The sequence below is a fragment of the Paenibacillus sp. VT-400 genome (assembly GCF_001029205.1).
GTDB lineage: Bacteria > Bacillota > Bacilli > Paenibacillales > Paenibacillaceae > Paenibacillus > Paenibacillus amylolyticus.
The window spans coordinates 1,626,090-1,641,974 of record NZ_LELF01000067.1; the positions used below are offsets into that span (position 1 = coordinate 1,626,090).

Here is a 15,885-nt window from a genome sequence, read left to right on the forward strand (position 1 = left end):
GTGATCAGCGTAAAAACAGTATAACAATTCATTATTTTATTTTGTATAGGAGTGAAATCATGCTGGAAGCGGTTATTTTCGATATGGATGGTACACTATTTCAAACAAACAAAATCTTAGAGCTATCGTTAGAAGAAACATTTACTATCTTGAGGTCTCTAAATGAATGGTCGAGTGAAGCTCCAACCCAAAAATATCGTGAAATAATGGGAGTTCCTCTACCAGTAGTTTGGGAAACGTTATTGCCGAACCATTCAAATGAAATCAGACGAATTGTGGATGAGATCTTCCTTGAGAAGTTAATTGCAAATATTAATAATGGCAATGGCGCCCTATATCCGCATGTCAAAGAAATTTTTAATTACTTGAAAGATGAAGGCTATTTCATTTTTATTGCAAGTAATGGACTAAACGAATACCTCAATGCTATCGTTAACTGTTACAAGTTAAATAATTGGGTGACAGAAACCTTTAGCATCCAGCAAATAGAGACTCAGAATAAGGATGACTTAGTCGGTCATATTCTTAAAAAACATCACATCAGCAATGCAACTGTAGTTGGGGACAGGATTTCTGATTTTAATGCCGCAAAAAACAATGAGTTGAAGGCTATCGGTTGTCGATTTGATTTTGCCCAAGAATGGGAGCTTGCACAAGCGGATTTTATTATTGACGACTTACTTGAATTAAAAAATATATTTAAACATCAGGTAAAATAGAATGCTTTTGTAATTATATCGTAGAAGACGCTGACATCCTATAACAAAATGTTCACGCATAGGGCATCCGCCCTCGGTCCCAGTAGCGACTTCGGAGAGTAGTTGCTGCGGACACACCCGCTTTCGCCGAGCGTCGTGAATACAGGGACCTAAGCAGAAACCAAGGGATTCCTTAATTAAATTATAAAGATTAGATATACTATTATTAAAGGACGGGGATTAAAATGAGTAGCTTGTTACTAACATCTTGTGGTTTTTATACTGAAGATATTAAAAATCAATTTCTGGATTTTATTGATGGAGATATTTCTCAATTAAAAGTCTCAATTATTACAACAGCATCCCCTAGAAAAGAAACTAATAGATATGCACAAAGAGCAATGCAAGAGTTTAAGGACATGGGATTTCAGCATATCAATTTCGTAGATATTGAATTTGATGACCCGCAAAATCTCTTACATAGAGATGTTATATATATCAATGGTGGAAATCCATTTACATTATTGTATTACGCTAAGAAAAGTGGTGCTGATGAAATTATCAGAACACTGGCCGCACAGAATGTAATTATAGTTGGAGTAAGTGCAGGAACGTTATTACTGGGGCCGAATATTAACATTGTCGATTTCTTTACTCCACAAATGAACACAATGAATTTAACGGATTTTAAGGCATTAGGAGTAACCGACAAGCTTATTTTTCCTCACTATGATCGAGAGGACATATTTAAAAGTAGTACTAATAAAACAATTGAAGAGAGAATAGTAGAATTTGAATCCAATGAGAACTGTAAGGTGACAAGGCTTAAAGATGAAGAATATATCTCAATCTTAATGAACCAAGCACATTGAATCGAAGAAGCCCCTGAAATCTTGCAAACACCGTATTCACGCTGGGGCTACGCCCCTTGGGCTGTCAGTGGGGTTTCGAGGAAGTAGTATCCAGCAGACAACTCCTGTGAGGATAAGTCTTCGACCCAGTCGCTCCTTTAAGTCTCTCGGGTTCGTAAATACAACAACGGTAAATAAAATAACGAAGCAGTTTATATTGGGAGTTGATTCATTGAAGTATTCAACTGTAGTTCTTGACTTGGACGGAACATTATTAAATTCAAAAAAAGAAGTATCTAAGAGAAACGTAGATGCGGTCTTATCTTGTTATCAGAAAGGAATGAGAATAATATTTGCAACAGCTCGACCGCCCAGGGCGGTTAATTGTTTGCTTCCACAAGGATTAGTAGATATCGGGGCTTTTGTATATTACAACGGAGCTCAAGTGATATGTAAGGAAACCAAGATAGAAATTAATGAATCAATCCCTGCTAATGTAACTACAGAAATTCTTGATTACTGTTTGAAGTGTGACCCTCAAATTGAACTGACTATGGAAGTGAAGGATGAGTGGTTTAGTTTAAGAGAGCTTGATTATATGAGCTCAATGAACACACAATCAAACCCCATAGTAAAACCCTTAAAAGAATTAAAGCAATATGATGCCACGAAGATACTTCTGACTGGCAATAATCACAATTCTGGATTGTTTGAAAAATTCGAGGGTAGAGTGAATATACTAATTACGGATAATAATAAATTAGTACAAATCATGCCTCTTCTGGCATCTAAGGAAATGGCAATTACTAAACTCTGTGAATTATATAATGTAGAATTGGATTCCGTTATTGTATTTGGTGATGATCATAATGATGTAGGCCTCTTTAAGATGGCGGGATATTCTATTGCTATGGGAAATGCGATTAGGGAATTGAAGGAAATCGCTGATGAAATAACCGTTAATAATGATGAAAACGGTGTTGCTGTAAGTCTAGAAAGATTTTGTGGGTAACTCAAGGTTACTTTATCTAACAGTACATTCATACACCGTCGCACTTGCTCCTCGGTCGCCAAGAAGGATATCGGAGAAGTTGATTAAGGCGACACATTCAATCAGCTAAGTCTATTGACTCGTTCCCTACGGTAAGCTGCTTGAACGTCAGGAATACAACAACGTTAGCCGAAAGAAGTTCTTATTTTAGGAGGAGTCTATATGATATTAGAAAAAGTTATAAATAGAATTACAATACAAAGTGAATATAAGGATTTGGTTGATAAGTATATAGATCATATACTTAACGAATTTAAAGGTAAGATTCATAGCATTTATATGTGTGGCTCGATTCCAAAAGGAACAGCTCAACCTTTTAAGTCAGATGCAGACTTTACTATTGTATGTGCAAATCCCGAAGATATTGATTACGAAAGATTGTCAATGATTAAAGACAGGCTTTTGGAAGAATATCCATTCGTCACTAAGATGGATACGATCATTTGCTCGATTGATGATGTATTAAGTAGACCGAATGAATGGGGTTTTTGGATTAAGATCATTTGTGTTTGTATACATGGGGAGGACATTGGTGAAAAAGTACCCCCGATCATAATTTCTCCAGAATTCATTTTAGACTTAAATACAGATACCAAGGAGGAAGTAGATCGTGTACATCGTTCACTTTCTAATGTTAGTGATCACTCAATGAAAACTAGATATATTAAAGGTTACTCTAAGAGATTAATTCGTGCATTATACTCTTTGGTTTTAGAAGATACAGGGGTATGGGAAGATGAAATCATTAAGATGAAGAATGCCATATTAAACTATTGTGAGATTGACTCCGCTTTAGTTGAGTATCTATATGATTGTTACTTGGATAGCAGCAATGTACTTGTTGAAGAGTTTTTGAGAATTGCAGATGAAGTATATCGCTATTTTGAGAACACTCTAAATACAATGGCTGCTTCCAGAAATTCATTTGGCTAACAACATATTGACGCTCGTAGTCACTCTGAGAAGCGATCCAGCCCCCTAAGCACGTCGGGACGTAGTCAATACAAAACGTCTGAAACTGGTCAGATTGAAAGGAGAAAACATGATACTTGGGTTGTATGAAGCACATTTACCAGTGAGTAACTTACATCAATCGATCGAATTTTATTCTAAATTAGGATTAGAGCTGGCCTGGAGAGATGAAGATACAGCTTTCTTCTGGATTGAAAAAGAAAAGAGGTGGGTCGGTCTATGGCAAGGTGCAGAGTATCTCACTTCTTATCATCCATCATTAAGGCATATAGCATTTCGAGTGAGTTATGAAGATCTTAAAGACAGTGTGAAATGGCTTCAAACTATTGAAATAGAGCCTGTTCCATTTGGAAAAAGAGATTCAATAAATCCATTTGTAAGGCCTAATTAGGGAAATGCTTCAGTCTACTTCAATGATCCAGATGGAAATAGTTTAGAATTAATGTGTTTTGTAAGTGTCCCTGAAAACTTAAAGAATATATCCAATAAATTATCAATCGAAGAATGGGAAGACCTTTTGAAGAGATAAAAACTAAAGAATGTTTTGGGGTATTTAAAAGAAGTATCAGCATCAGATAACATAATATTCACGCTGCGGCTCCTTCGGAGTCTTGGTCTGCCAAATGAAAACGCTTCATCATACGCATTCAACTAAGTTGAACGTATGAACACAGAAACGTTAGGCGAAATAAATGCTAGTGGAAGGAGATTTAAATGCATATTAGAGGAATAATTCTTGAAGGATACTCAAATGCCGGGAAGACTTCAGTATTAAAAGCAATTAAACGATATCAATCACAAGAAGAATCCTCAGAACGGAGCGTAGTTATCCTTGGAGAACATTATTCTCAAATTTTGAATAATAAACATGGAGAATATGTGAGTCTAACGCGAGAAGAACACATTGAGTTACTTAAAGAGCGAGTTCAAATGCTCAAGAAACTTAACGATTGGGCAAGTCAACTTGGTCCTGCATCTAGAGGATCTAGGGGACTATTTTATGTTCTGGAGAGGTTTCACTTAAACCATAGAGCTGCATTTGTAGATTCGGATTTGGAAGAGATAAATAAAATAGAAGAACAGCTTGAGTCTTTAAACGCCAAGTGTATTTTGCTTACAATCTCGCCCGAAGTTGTAGAAGAAAGAATTAAAAGTAGACAACCCGAAGAATGGATCTATAAAACAGAAGAAGATGTAAGATCGTCGGTAAGTGAATTATTAAAAATCCAAAATGTATTAAGACATCAAGCTCAAATCTCAAGAGTGCCAACAATAGAAATCAATACAGATGGTAAGGATTGGGATGAGTATGTAAGGGTAATCATGGAGGGCAGCGACATCGCCTAACGAGATGTTCAAGCATCGTCGCTACTGCTCCTTGGTCGGATAGAAGCTATAAGCAGAAGAATGTATTTAGCCAGACGTATCAGGCATTCGCCGGTCGTCGTGAACACAAAATGTTAGATGAAATCAGTTAAAATCAAAATCAATACCAATATGAGGTGCGTAATGGATCGTAAGATTATTCAAACCGCAAAAGAGATTGCAATAAGAATTATTCGCGAAGCAGGTCTAATCTCTAAAGAGAAGTTTGATAACTTTGTTGACTGAGATCTAAAGATGAATTTGGGGATGTGGTTACTGAAGTAGATCATATCTGTGAAGAAATGATTATCAAACAAATCCAAGACGTATTTCCAAATCATCAGATACACAGTGAAGAGGCAGGGCTTATCGGAACTAAGCACGATTGGTTATGGTTAATTGATCCTTTAGATGGAACTAATAATTTTGCGATTGGTTTACCTGTTTTTGCGATATCAATTACCTTAATGTATAAAAAAGATCCTGTGCTTGGAGTGGTCTATGAACCTCTAACAGAACGTTTATTTGTATCTGTTATTGGTGAAGGGACAAGCTGCAATAATAGACAAATACAAATTAAGAGTAACCCTAATATTTTCAAAGGAAATATAGGTTGGATTCAAGGTCACAGAGTACAAAACGACCCACAAGCAGTAAAACTAAGACAACACATTGATATTAGATTTAAACGAATGTTAAGATTATGGGCCCCAACGCTTCAATGGTGTATGTTGGCCAAAGGAGATATTGATGGAATTATTCTGTACAATTCTGAAGGTGATGACTTGTATTCAGGTATCTTAATGGTTAAGGAAGCAGGGGGGCTTGTTATAGATTTTGAAGGAAATAAGTTTAATGGAATGAAAGAAGAACCTTATCTAATTGCATGTCACCCAGACCACAAAGAAGAACTATTGCAAATTGTAAGAGAAGGATTGAGCTAACACCTAGAAGCAACTGACTTCATCTAACATTATATCCACGTTTCGGAGCCTGACAGTTCCTCTGTCCACGAGAAGCAATCGGCAGGGAAGAGAATCAGCGGACACATCCGCCCTGACTAACCGTTTCATGGCCGGACTATTGAGGGTCCTTAAGTCGGTTGGACGTCGTGGATACAGGAACTTTATACGACAAACTCTAATTATATTTATGTGGGCTAATTGCATAGAAGCAGGGAGGACATATTAATGATTAGAACAGTTTCACTTTGTGTTATCCGAAGAGGGGATGAACTACTGTTAGAAGAGTTTTTTGATGAGGCTGTAGGCATAACTTATTATCGACCTATAGGGGGAACCGTTGAATATGGAGAAAGTAGTAAAATCACCGTAATTCGTGAAGTCAAAGAAGAAATTGATGCAGATATTTCAGAACCTATCTTGATTGGTGTAATTGAGAATATATTCAACTATCGGGATCAAATTGGACACGAAAATGATTTTATTTATGAGGCTGAACTTATGAATAGATCACTTTACGATTTGGAAGAAATAGATGGAATAGAAGGAAGTAAACCCTATAAAGCAGTATGGAAACCACTTCATTATTTTAAGGGGAACTTGACAGTAAAACTGGTACCAGATGGGTTACTAGAGTTGCTTCAAGACGGAACAGATGGAAGATATATTAAACACTTAAGTAAACGATAGCTTGAGGGATTTGAAGAAGATGGGGCTTATAACAACGTATTCACTCTGCGTGCTAACACCTTAGGCCCGGCCGAAGTTATGGCAGGGAAGTGAAAACAGCCTGACAACCCTGTGAGCATAAGTCTGGCGACCCGTTCGCTTCGGTCACTTAAGACTCTCGGGTTCGTAGATACAGTAATGTTATCTGAAATATTCGTAAATACTTTATTTTTGGGGGGCATCTCAAGGATGAGTAAAAAAACAATAATTATTGAAAATTACAACAATGAATGGCCTGAAATGTTCTCTGATTTAAAATCCATCATAGAACAAAGACTCGGGGATCTAGTACTTAGAATTGAGCACGTTGGTAGTACCGCAGTACCTGGACTAGCGGCAAAACCTATTTTAGATATTGATGTAGTAATTGATTCTATGGACTTGCTTCCAGATGTAATTCAAGGATTAGAAAGTTTAGGTTACTATCATGAAGGGAATTTGGGTGTTGAGAAAAGAGAAGCTTTTGCAAGAAAAGATGCAAATGTTCCTTATAGTATAGTAAAAATACAGAAACCTGAACATCATTTATATGTTTGTAATAAAGAGAGCAAAGAGTTATTAAGACATATATCCTTCAGAGATGCATTAATTAGCAATCCCGAATTTGTAGTCGAATATGCCAATCTAAAGAAAGAACTTGCTATTAGATATAGAGAAAATCGTCAGTCTTATACGGATGGGAAGACCGAATTTGTAAATAAAGTACTTAATGAATATGGAAAGAACTTGTAGGTTGCTCAATGGGACTAAAACATCCGATAGCAAATTAACCACGCTGCGGGGCTAACGCCCCTTGGTCTGTTAGAGATATTTCGCGGGAGTCTTATCAGACAGACAACTCCTACGATGCTAGGTCTTCGACCCAGTCGCTGGTGCCCTTTAAGCTCTCGGGTTTGTGAATAAAACAACGTTATCGAAAATCTCACAAAGGATATGAAAACGTGAATACTAAAGATTTTAGAAAGCTAATTAGGGTGTATTTTGCTCCAAAACTACATGAGGTTGGGTTTATGGGAACCGATCATCATTTTGTTAAGACAACTGATAATCACTTTATTTACACTCTGGTGATTCAGGCAGATAAATCCGGTGGATCTTGTGTTATGGATATGGGGGTGTATCTAGATTTTCTCCCTAATTCTATTGGTGAATTTAAGTCTTCAAATGAAATCACGACCTATGATTGTGAATTCAGAAAACGTCTTAATAAAAAAGCAAATTGGCTGAAGAGATTTTTTACTATGGAGCGTGAAAGATGGTTTCAATACGGAGTTATTTTTGCATCAAGGAATGAGTTATTATTCTCAATTCAATGATTTTCCTAGGATGATTACATCAATTTCATTAGTTGAGATAATAGCTGGATCTAAGAAAATTGAAGATTTTGGAGCTCCACTTGATTTAAGGTTGGCTTTGTTAATTGCACGAACACATAAATTTCAAGGTAATAATAGGGATGCGAAAGAATATGCTCAATGGGGACTAAATAATATTGGGAAAGCAACAGGACTCATTAAGGACTTTGAGGGCATAAGTTGAGGGAGTTTCTAACATTATATCCGTGCTTCGGCGCCTAAAAGCTCCTCGGTCTGCAAGAAGCAATCGGCAGGGAAGAGAATCAGCGGACACATCCGTACGACTAGCCGCATCGCGGCCGCTCCAATTGGTCGCTTAAGTTGGTGGGAGGGTCGTGGATACAGGAACGTTATGCGCCATTAAAGGAGATAATTTATGAAAGGTAAGATACTCTTATTAGTTTTTATTACAATAGTGTTTTCATCTTGCCAAAATAGTAGTCAATCGACTACCTTGAACAGCGAAACTAAATCAAAAATGAATTCTGAACTGCCTCCTGATGAAGTGAGTACAGGTAATGGAACAGAACCGAAAGAAATAACTGAAGGTCGATCAGATGCTTCTAACAATGAAGTGTTATCCATGAGCATTGGGAACTATGAATTGAAAGGAGAATTTTATGATGAAATGCTTCGAAATCCTATAGATCATGATTATGAAGTGGAATTTAATGAGGCTCAAAATTCAAAAGAGATTATTACAACAATGGAATGGGGGGCGTTGGAAAGCAAATATACAGAGATTTGGGATAAAGAGTTGAATCAAATATATAAAAAGCTTTGTTCTAAGTTGGATAGAGAACCAAGAGAAGCACTAATCGAATCGCAGAAAGAATGGTTACAATATCACTTAAAGGAAACAAAATTTGTAGAGAAGGCATTTATTAATAATGGTTACCTTGGATCAAAAGGTTCGGTAAGCCTAGGCACGGTTATACGGGAGAGAATTAGGGAAAGAACAATGCAATTATTTGAATATCGATATTTGCTAGATGGTGAAGTTGAGTTTTTATACCAAAGTAAAAAATAAAGTTGGAATCTGGATCAAAGGTTTTTAGGTGATGCCTCGAAGCAGTAACGGCACATAACAATGTATTCAAGCTGCGGGGATACCACGCCTTGGTCGCCTGCGAAGTTTCGATGAAATGAATCCATACGACACTTTAATTTTACTTAAGATAAGAGCTATCTAAGGGGAATCAAAGTCAGGAATGGACATACGTTAGGTGAAACCGCGAAGTGCATTGAAAAAAAAGGAGTTAGATGCAAACGTGGAATTAAAACTTGTCCGAGTAAATCCTGAAGATAAAAGTATACTAATCAATTTATATGAATTGTACGAGTATGACTTCAGTAAATATACAGGTCGAGATATAGATAGAAACGGAAAATTCGAAGTAAACATAAATTATTATTGGGAAGGCGACGAAAGATGGAATCCATTTTTTATAGAAGTAGCAGGTAAACTCGTTGGTTTTATAGTAGTCCTTTTTGAGAATATGGATACTGATCCAGATCCGACGCATGTGATATACGATTTTATGGTTTTACAGAAATACAGAAGATCGGGCATAGGTCGTAAAGCAGCAATAGAAGCATTTAAGATGTACAAAGCGAATTGGAAGATTTCGCAAATGGAGAGCAATCTTCCGGCAAGGACATTTTGGAGAAGTGTAATAGAAAGTTTTAAAGGAACTAACTACACTGAACACTATGCACAAGATAGAAAAAAATATATACAAGAATTTAGTACAAGAAATTAGAAAAAGAGGGTCATATAACCCTCTATATACTAGAATTCTGCAATTCACTAAATAGTTGTAGGGCATCTTTGAAACCTTGTATGTAGATACTTCTTTCTAGGATGGATTGGAGTGAGATTTGTGCGTCTTCGTAAAGAAAAACTGTATGTTGAAGTTGATCGGGCAAAGCATCACGAAGTGTTTTAAAATATTCATCTGTCTCAGCAGAAAGCTGAGTGTACTCTCTATGACACTCCAGAAGCTTAGTATAGAGCAAATCTAAACGTATTCTTATCAGTGGTTCTGTTAATGATTCTACAGTATTAATCATATTTAGTTCCTCCTTTAATTAACTCTATAAAGTTATTATATGACCTCTTAGAGTTAATTGCAAGGTGAATATTTGACTTTGTAGAGTTAAAACTTCGCTTTCTGTTGATGATTGCTAATATGAAAGATAAGATAGAATTACGGAGGGGAAAAGATGAACATAATCAAGTGTAATATACGAGAACTCATGGCAGAACATCGAATAGATGATATAACAGAATTGATGGCAAAATCGGGCTTAAGCCGGAATTCGATCAATAAACTCTATAGGGAAACAAATATAGAAACAACAAAGCTGGAAACCTTATTCAAGCTATGCGATACATTTAATTGTAAATTATCTGATTTGATCGAATACGTACCAGGAGAAAAATAAATAGTGAAGGTCCGGAGCCTTGGTCTGTGGATAGATTTTGAGAAGGAATTTCAGCAGCCCCCCCTTTGGGTTCAAGAATACAGAAACGTTATCCAATACTCCCAATCAAAACAACAAGCATAGGAGCAATATTATGACAATCATTTTCAAAGAAATAAAAGACATTGATACACACGCAATTCAAGAACTGTTTCACTCGGTGGACTGGAAATCAGGAGATTTCCCAGAAGATCTTAGACAAGCAATAAACAACTCGCATACGGTTATTACTGCATGGGATGATAACAAATTAGTTGGTTTAATAAATGCATTGTCTGACGGCGTGATGACAGTATATTTTCATTACATGTTAGTACACAAAGAATATCAATCATTAGGAATTGGAAAGAGAATGATGGAACAAATGCTTAGTCGATATTCTAATGTCAAAACAAAAGTACTTATATCCTATGATAGTGCAGAAAAATTCTATGGAATATTTGGATTTAAGCCAGAAGAAGGAACTAAAGCCATGTTTATTTCAGATATGGTATAGCATTGAAGTAAAGATTCCGATCAGATGAGAATTGATTAGATGAATTTGTTTTTGAGAAGGTCCTATATAAAGCTTCAATTCGGATATGAAGGGATACCAGATGATAAGTTATAAACCATTTCAAAAATTATTGATTGACAGGGAGATTAAGAAGCAGGATTTATTAAAAATCACGGGGATCTCATCGGCAACGATGGCAAAACTCAATACGAATGAGTATGTATCTTTAGAAGTAATTGATAAATTATGTACGGCATTGGGATGCCAGCCTGGAGATCTATTGGAGCATATAGCAGATCAATGATGGGATGATAACATCTGCTGTTAACCAAAATTGAGATTCCGTCGTATGACATAAAGCAACGGCTCCTAACGGAGCCTTGGTCTGCTAAATGGATTTCGAAGTTGATATTTTGGCAGACACCTCCGAGAGTTTGTTGAACTGCATAAAAAAAGGAAGGTGATTAGAAATCACTGCAATAAATTAAAGAGGAGAAGCTAATTATGTCTAGACCTTTAAGAATTCATATTATAGGTTCAACTGGTAGCGGAAAAACATACCTTGGTCAAGTTTTGTCAGAAAAGTTAAATATAAAAATTCACGAACTAGATACAGTCATGTGGAGCAGTAAAGTGGAGTTTTCAGGAAAGAATTCTCCAGACGTGAGAGATAAATTACTACATAAAATAATTGATAATGATAGTTGGATTGTAGAGGGAGTATATTATAAATGGCTTTCTGATAGCTTTTCAAGAGCAGATGTAATTTATTACCTAGACACTAATGTATTGATTCGACATTTTAGAATTATCATGAGATTTGTTAAACAAAGAATAGGCGCAGAAAGATCTATATACAAGCAAACATTAAGAGGACTAATTGAAATGCTTATTTGGAATCATAAATTTAATAGTACAAATCGGAAAGAAATCTGTAGTTTCTTGTCCCCTTATAAAGACAAAGTGATAATCATAAAAACCAACAGGCAAATGATAAGTTTACTCAATGAAGGCAGTGAAATCACATAACTCCGTATTTACACATCGGGATATACGTCCCTCTGTCAGCAGAAGTTTTGGTAGAGGACCAGGAGGTAATATAACAATTAAACGGTGGACATTGATCCTTGGGCCCAATAAGCAGTACACCCAGCCTACGCTGGGTCTTATATACAGAAAAGTATGTGAAATCGACGAAACTATTTAATGAGGGTGAACGATGAAGATAATAAGAGATAGGGAAGAACTTGAAGGAACTGGTTATATTGAAGTTTTACCCGGGAAGTACCTTGGGCAATGTTGGAATGAGGACTCAATTTACTTTGATGAGGAAGTATTCGGCTTTGTAGAGAAATCAATAGAAAATATATTTTCTGGATATGATCATTATGCATTTAACGAAATACATCGGAAAACGTGGGAGGTGATCCTTGAGGATTTGAAAACGTTTGCTAATCTCCTTGATGAAAAAGTAACAATTGAATTAATAAATGAACATGTGTATTTCTTCTTTGGCAGTTCTAAAGTTGAGTTTCAACAAGATTTTCTCAATAGTGTTCAGAGACTTCGTGAATTAATCATAGAGTTTGTTGTATGGATTAAAAAGCAATTAACAACTCAAGATTATGTTTCAGTTCTAGGGATTTAGCTATTCCATTCGAGGAAGAGTGGTTATTTAAAGCAGCATAGGAGGAATTAGAATGAAATTTATCGTTTCTGCTAGTGTAATCGTTCTCAATGAACATAATGAGATTTTACTCATGAAAGGACGAAGAGGTTGGGAAATGCCTCAAGGTTGTGTTGAAGAAGGAGAGACTATTAGGCAGGCAGCAGTCAGAGAAGTTAAAGAGGAAACAGGGATTGATATTGAATTAATAAAATTTTGTGGTTTGTATCAGAACATAACGCGCGGTGTATGCAACAATATATTTACTGGAAAACCGATTGGTGGAGCTTTAACTACCAGTGATGAAAGTGAAGAAGTGGGCTACTTTACTTTAGAAGAAGCTGGGCAAATGATAACATGGGGGAATTTCTATGAAAGAATTCATAATGCATTAGATGAGAAAAGCCATCCTTTTTTGATTGAATTTTCAGAATAAGGTCACTCATTATGGTAGACTCCACCTTAAAGCCGCTCCTATCTTGGTTGGTGATGTTCTAGACAAACACCATTCGACCCAAGATAGGGGCGCTTTTTATATGTTTGTACCTTCGTAACTCAGGTTTAATTGCGCTAGTTTTCTAATCAAAATACAGATATGAGAGTAGTGTAATATAAGGAGCAGCCCGAGAATACAGGTTGCTTCTTTTTTTGCTTTTACACTTCGCAAATGGAACATTGTGGGTTATATTGGATATGATTTGGTTCTATAGTAGAGAAATGGAGAGGTGGTCAACCTTGGATGAAAATGTACGCTTTCCGATAGGACACTTTGAGCCAAGTCTTAAATTCTCTAGTGAGGACCGAATCCACATCATTGGTCAAATTCCCGGAATTACGAAGACCTTAAGAGAGATTACAGAACATCTCAATAATGCTCAACTTTGTACTCCTTATCGTGATGGCGGTTGGACAATCACACAGATTGTGCACCACCTTGCGGACAATGACATGAACGCTTATATCAGGTTTAAGAGAGCATTAACTGAAGATGAACCGATGGCAAGCTCATATCGAGAGGATTTATGGGCATCATTACATGATTACAGGAATACGCCAATCGAAGATTCAATTTTGTTGATGGAGATACTGCACAAGCGATTCCTCACGTTGCTGCAAGGGCTACATCCCGATCGGTTTAGACGAAAACTCCGAACAGAAGTGTTAGGTACAATTACATTGGATATCGCTATTCAAAGATTTGTATGGCACGGGCAACATCATATTGCTCAAATTAAATCTTGTATAACATCGCAGAGGTGGTAGGGTCTTATATACATCTCAGGTGTGGAGGTAACATAATGGGAAATTGTGAATTGAATTTCTGAGGAGCCTTGGTTTACTGCTATCAATTACCTAGGATTAGTATGTAAACGGATTCAGAACTAGATGAGTGACTGCGTTTTAAATATAAAGTCAATTATAAGAAAACTAGATTAGGGGGATACAAATGTTGATTGAAGACGAAAAAGTATACCCTGATTGCGCAGTTGAAATTAAATAGTAGACGTTGGCGGTTTAACAAAACCACAGCTTATACAGAAACTGGACCAACACTCTATTTTATTGAATAAATATGGAGAACAGTTGTTAAATGATGAGAGATTTGTAGTTTCCGGTACAAAGCAAAGCTTGCAAACGGTTGAGTTGACCGTCAGACAACTTGGATTTTCGAATGGTGCTACGACTTTTCAGCTCTTTCGAAGAGCAAATGATCTTGGGCTAGAATGTTGTCCGGTTGAGTTAGGACCTTATCTAAGAATGCAATGTTTGGATCAGCCTGAGATATGTTCTACCAATATTTCAGAGGGTAACAAAGCTCCGTCCGGCTCCATTACCATAGCATCTGCAGCCCTTACGGAGGATAATGAATTTCCAAAAGGTTTTTATCTCAGACGATTAAACGACAAGTTATGGTTACGAGGATATCTTGCCGACCATTTGCATATTTGGAGTCCTCATGATCGCTTTATCTTCTGTAGGGCTCGGCTTTCTATTGTATGAGGATCAGGAAGATGTTTTGAAAGCAAAGGAGTGAAGGACCAATGGATATCAAAAACAAAAGCGGAGATGTGCTTGGAAAAATTCAAATTGAATCCTTACGCAATGATAATACGATTGACCGGATCGTCATTGACTTAAAGCCTGGTGAAGGGAAGGCGATATACACCGCAGATGTTACAGAGAACCAATTCACGCAACAGACCAATTATGCAGCTATTCCATGGGAAGACGGTTTGGAACAATTGCAGAAACATTATTCTCCATGGCAGCCGAAATTTCCGATTGATTCTGATATAGATGCCATTCATGTATTTTATGGATTTGATAATTTAACTCCGCAAGAAATCGATGAAATGATTGAAGAAAGTAACAGGTCAGGTAGAAATGTAGTGATACGAGACCTGAAGCCCAATAAGAAGGTTGTGGGCATCAGCATAACGTATAAAGAATACGGTGGTTATAAACTTAATATTTTCGGGACAACAAAGAGCCGGATCGCATTGTCTGATCATGATGGTACTAAGGTTAAACAGGTAGCCATACGTGGCGTCCAAGCATTTTATATTTTCAATAACGAAACTTCCCAATTGATATGGATCGAAGAGGATGTGCATGGGAAGGCGTTGCAATACGAGATCAATGGTAGAAACATGTCAGAAGATCTTGTGATGAAGATTGCGAAGTCAATGAACGGATAAATGATGATGTTAATCTGAGTGAGGTGCAACGATGAGTTACAAAGCTATTCTCATAGACCAATTAAACGCCTGTTATCATGACAAGAGCTGGTTTATTCCACTTCATGATATTTTGACAGACCTCAATGCGGCGGAAGCCTCTTATGTAAAGAATGAGGGAGAGCATTCCATTTGGGCGATCGTCAATCATCTTATTTTCTGGAATGAGAAGTGGCTTGAGAGATATATTGCCGAACAGGTCAACGGGCAGAATTCAGTGAATAATGAGGATACATTCGACATAGATACGTCTAACCTGAATGAAGTGGAGTGGGGCAAGACATTACATAGACTGAAAACCGTCTTTGGTGATTGGAACAGGGCACTAGAAGACAGCGAAGAACATAAATTGACCCGTGAGATCCCTTCCTATTTCAACGCGCCATGGTGGGGAGTTGTATCAAATCTATGTATTCATAATGCCTATCATATTGGCCAAATCATGCTGCTCAAAAAATCAATGAAACACACGTAGAACACGCTGTATTACATTTATAAAATTATACTTAAGCAAA

The 15,885-nt window shown here is 36.8% G+C and carries 22 protein-coding genes and 2 pseudogenes; 23 read left to right on the forward strand and 1 reads right to left on the reverse strand.

Going from position 1 to position 15,885, the window contains the following annotated elements; genetic code table 11:
- Window positions 1–59 precede the first annotated feature (59 nt).
- The 13 genes and pseudogenes from EL84_RS18050 (at window position 60) to EL84_RS18110 (ending at window position 9,746) form a co-directional block, all read left to right on the forward strand.
- Window positions 60–719: an HAD hydrolase-like protein gene (locus EL84_RS18050; protein ID WP_047842553.1), complete on the forward strand. Its 660-nt coding sequence runs from the start codon at window positions 60–62 to the stop codon at window positions 717–719.
- 224 nt (window positions 720–943) lie between these two features.
- The gene (locus tag EL84_RS18055) at window positions 944–1,570 is read left to right on the forward strand and encodes a Type 1 glutamine amidotransferase-like domain-containing protein (RefSeq protein ID WP_047842554.1); all 627 of its coding nucleotides are present in this window, start codon (window positions 944–946) and stop codon (window positions 1,568–1,570) included.
- 211 nt (window positions 1,571–1,781) lie between these two features.
- Window positions 1,782–2,561: a Cof-type HAD-IIB family hydrolase gene (locus tag EL84_RS18060; protein ID WP_161799435.1), complete on the forward strand. Its 780-nt coding sequence runs from the start codon at window positions 1,782–1,784 to the stop codon at window positions 2,559–2,561.
- Between the two features lie 201 nt (window positions 2,562–2,762).
- Window positions 2,763–3,533, forward strand: coding sequence for a nucleotidyltransferase domain-containing protein (locus EL84_RS18065; RefSeq protein ID WP_047842555.1), 771 nt, complete (start codon window positions 2,763–2,765; stop codon window positions 3,531–3,533).
- 109 nt (window positions 3,534–3,642) lie between these two features.
- A pseudogene (locus EL84_RS18070) lies at window positions 3,643–4,101 on the forward strand (VOC family protein).
- A gap of 185 nt (window positions 4,102–4,286) precedes the next feature.
- Window positions 4,287–4,919 (forward strand): AAA family ATPase, encoded by a 633-nt coding sequence (locus EL84_RS18075; RefSeq protein WP_047842556.1) that lies wholly within the window; start codon window positions 4,287–4,289, stop codon window positions 4,917–4,919.
- 287 nt (window positions 4,920–5,206) lie between these two features.
- A complete protein-coding gene (locus EL84_RS18080) occupies window positions 5,207–5,881 on the forward strand; it encodes an inositol monophosphatase (protein WP_321163445.1) in 675 nt (224 codons plus the stop codon).
- Between the two features lie 246 nt (window positions 5,882–6,127).
- Window positions 6,128–6,589 carry an NUDIX hydrolase gene (locus EL84_RS18085; protein ID WP_047842557.1) on the forward strand — a complete coding sequence of 154 codons (462 nt, stop codon included), beginning with the start codon at window positions 6,128–6,130 and terminating at the stop codon, window positions 6,587–6,589.
- Between the two features lie 228 nt (window positions 6,590–6,817).
- On the forward strand, window positions 6,818–7,360 hold the full coding sequence (locus tag EL84_RS18090) for a GrpB family protein (RefSeq protein WP_047842558.1): 543 nt from the start codon (window positions 6,818–6,820) through the stop codon (window positions 7,358–7,360).
- Window positions 7,361–7,569: 209 nt separating this feature from the next.
- On the forward strand, window positions 7,570–7,944 hold the full coding sequence (locus tag EL84_RS18095) for a DUF4304 domain-containing protein (protein WP_047842559.1): 375 nt from the start codon (window positions 7,570–7,572) through the stop codon (window positions 7,942–7,944).
- A 10-nt stretch (window positions 7,945–7,954) separates the two neighbouring features.
- The gene (locus EL84_RS18100; RefSeq protein WP_036609144.1) at window positions 7,955–8,167 is read left to right on the forward strand and encodes a hypothetical protein; all 213 of its coding nucleotides are present in this window, start codon (window positions 7,955–7,957) and stop codon (window positions 8,165–8,167) included.
- Between the two features lie 192 nt (window positions 8,168–8,359).
- A complete protein-coding gene (locus EL84_RS18105) occupies window positions 8,360–9,013 on the forward strand; it encodes a lysozyme inhibitor LprI family protein (protein WP_047842560.1) in 654 nt (217 codons plus the stop codon).
- A gap of 241 nt (window positions 9,014–9,254) precedes the next feature.
- Window positions 9,255–9,746: a GNAT family N-acetyltransferase gene (locus EL84_RS18110; RefSeq protein ID WP_036609140.1), complete on the forward strand. Its 492-nt coding sequence runs from the start codon at window positions 9,255–9,257 to the stop codon at window positions 9,744–9,746.
- A 22-nt stretch (window positions 9,747–9,768) separates the two neighbouring features.
- Here EL84_RS18110 and EL84_RS18115 read toward each other — a convergent pair whose 3' ends face one another.
- Window positions 9,769–10,056 carry a hypothetical protein gene (locus tag EL84_RS18115; RefSeq protein ID WP_036609138.1) on the reverse strand — a complete coding sequence of 96 codons (288 nt, stop codon included), beginning with the start codon at window positions 10,054–10,056 and terminating at the stop codon, window positions 9,769–9,771.
- Window positions 10,057–10,209: 153 nt separating this feature from the next.
- On the opposite strand from EL84_RS18115, the gene EL84_RS18120 reads away from it, so the two are divergent.
- The 10 genes and pseudogenes from EL84_RS18120 (at window position 10,210) to EL84_RS18160 (ending at window position 15,845) form a co-directional block, all read left to right on the forward strand.
- Window positions 10,210–10,431 (forward strand): helix-turn-helix domain-containing protein, encoded by a 222-nt coding sequence (locus tag EL84_RS18120; protein WP_179086413.1) that lies wholly within the window; start codon window positions 10,210–10,212, stop codon window positions 10,429–10,431.
- Window positions 10,432–10,564: 133 nt separating this feature from the next.
- Complete coding sequence (locus EL84_RS18125) at window positions 10,565–10,966, forward strand: GNAT family N-acetyltransferase (protein WP_047842561.1); 402 nt, start codon at window positions 10,565–10,567, stop codon at window positions 10,964–10,966.
- A 100-nt stretch (window positions 10,967–11,066) separates the two neighbouring features.
- The gene (locus EL84_RS18130) at window positions 11,067–11,270 is read left to right on the forward strand and encodes a helix-turn-helix domain-containing protein (protein ID WP_036670472.1); all 204 of its coding nucleotides are present in this window, start codon (window positions 11,067–11,069) and stop codon (window positions 11,268–11,270) included.
- 200 nt (window positions 11,271–11,470) lie between these two features.
- Window positions 11,471–11,995, forward strand: a complete 525-nt coding sequence (locus EL84_RS18135; protein ID WP_047842562.1) for a hypothetical protein — start codon at window positions 11,471–11,473, stop codon at window positions 11,993–11,995.
- Between the two features lie 190 nt (window positions 11,996–12,185).
- A complete protein-coding gene (locus tag EL84_RS18140; RefSeq protein WP_047842563.1) occupies window positions 12,186–12,614 on the forward strand; it encodes a hypothetical protein in 429 nt (142 codons plus the stop codon).
- Window positions 12,615–12,666: 52 nt separating this feature from the next.
- Complete coding sequence (locus tag EL84_RS18145; protein WP_047842564.1) at window positions 12,667–13,068, forward strand: NUDIX hydrolase; 402 nt, start codon at window positions 12,667–12,669, stop codon at window positions 13,066–13,068.
- A 299-nt stretch (window positions 13,069–13,367) separates the two neighbouring features.
- Window positions 13,368–13,895, forward strand: a complete 528-nt coding sequence (locus EL84_RS18150; RefSeq protein ID WP_235431544.1) for a YfiT family bacillithiol transferase — start codon at window positions 13,368–13,370, stop codon at window positions 13,893–13,895.
- A 184-nt stretch (window positions 13,896–14,079) separates the two neighbouring features.
- A pseudogene (locus EL84_RS32575) lies at window positions 14,080–14,633 on the forward strand (helicase).
- 41 nt (window positions 14,634–14,674) lie between these two features.
- Window positions 14,675–15,331, forward strand: a complete 657-nt coding sequence (locus tag EL84_RS18155) for a DUF4367 domain-containing protein (RefSeq protein WP_047842565.1) — start codon at window positions 14,675–14,677, stop codon at window positions 15,329–15,331.
- A 31-nt stretch (window positions 15,332–15,362) separates the two neighbouring features.
- On the forward strand, window positions 15,363–15,845 hold the full coding sequence (locus EL84_RS18160) for a DinB family protein (RefSeq protein ID WP_047842566.1): 483 nt from the start codon (window positions 15,363–15,365) through the stop codon (window positions 15,843–15,845).
- The last annotated feature ends 40 nt before the right edge of the window (window positions 15,846–15,885 follow it).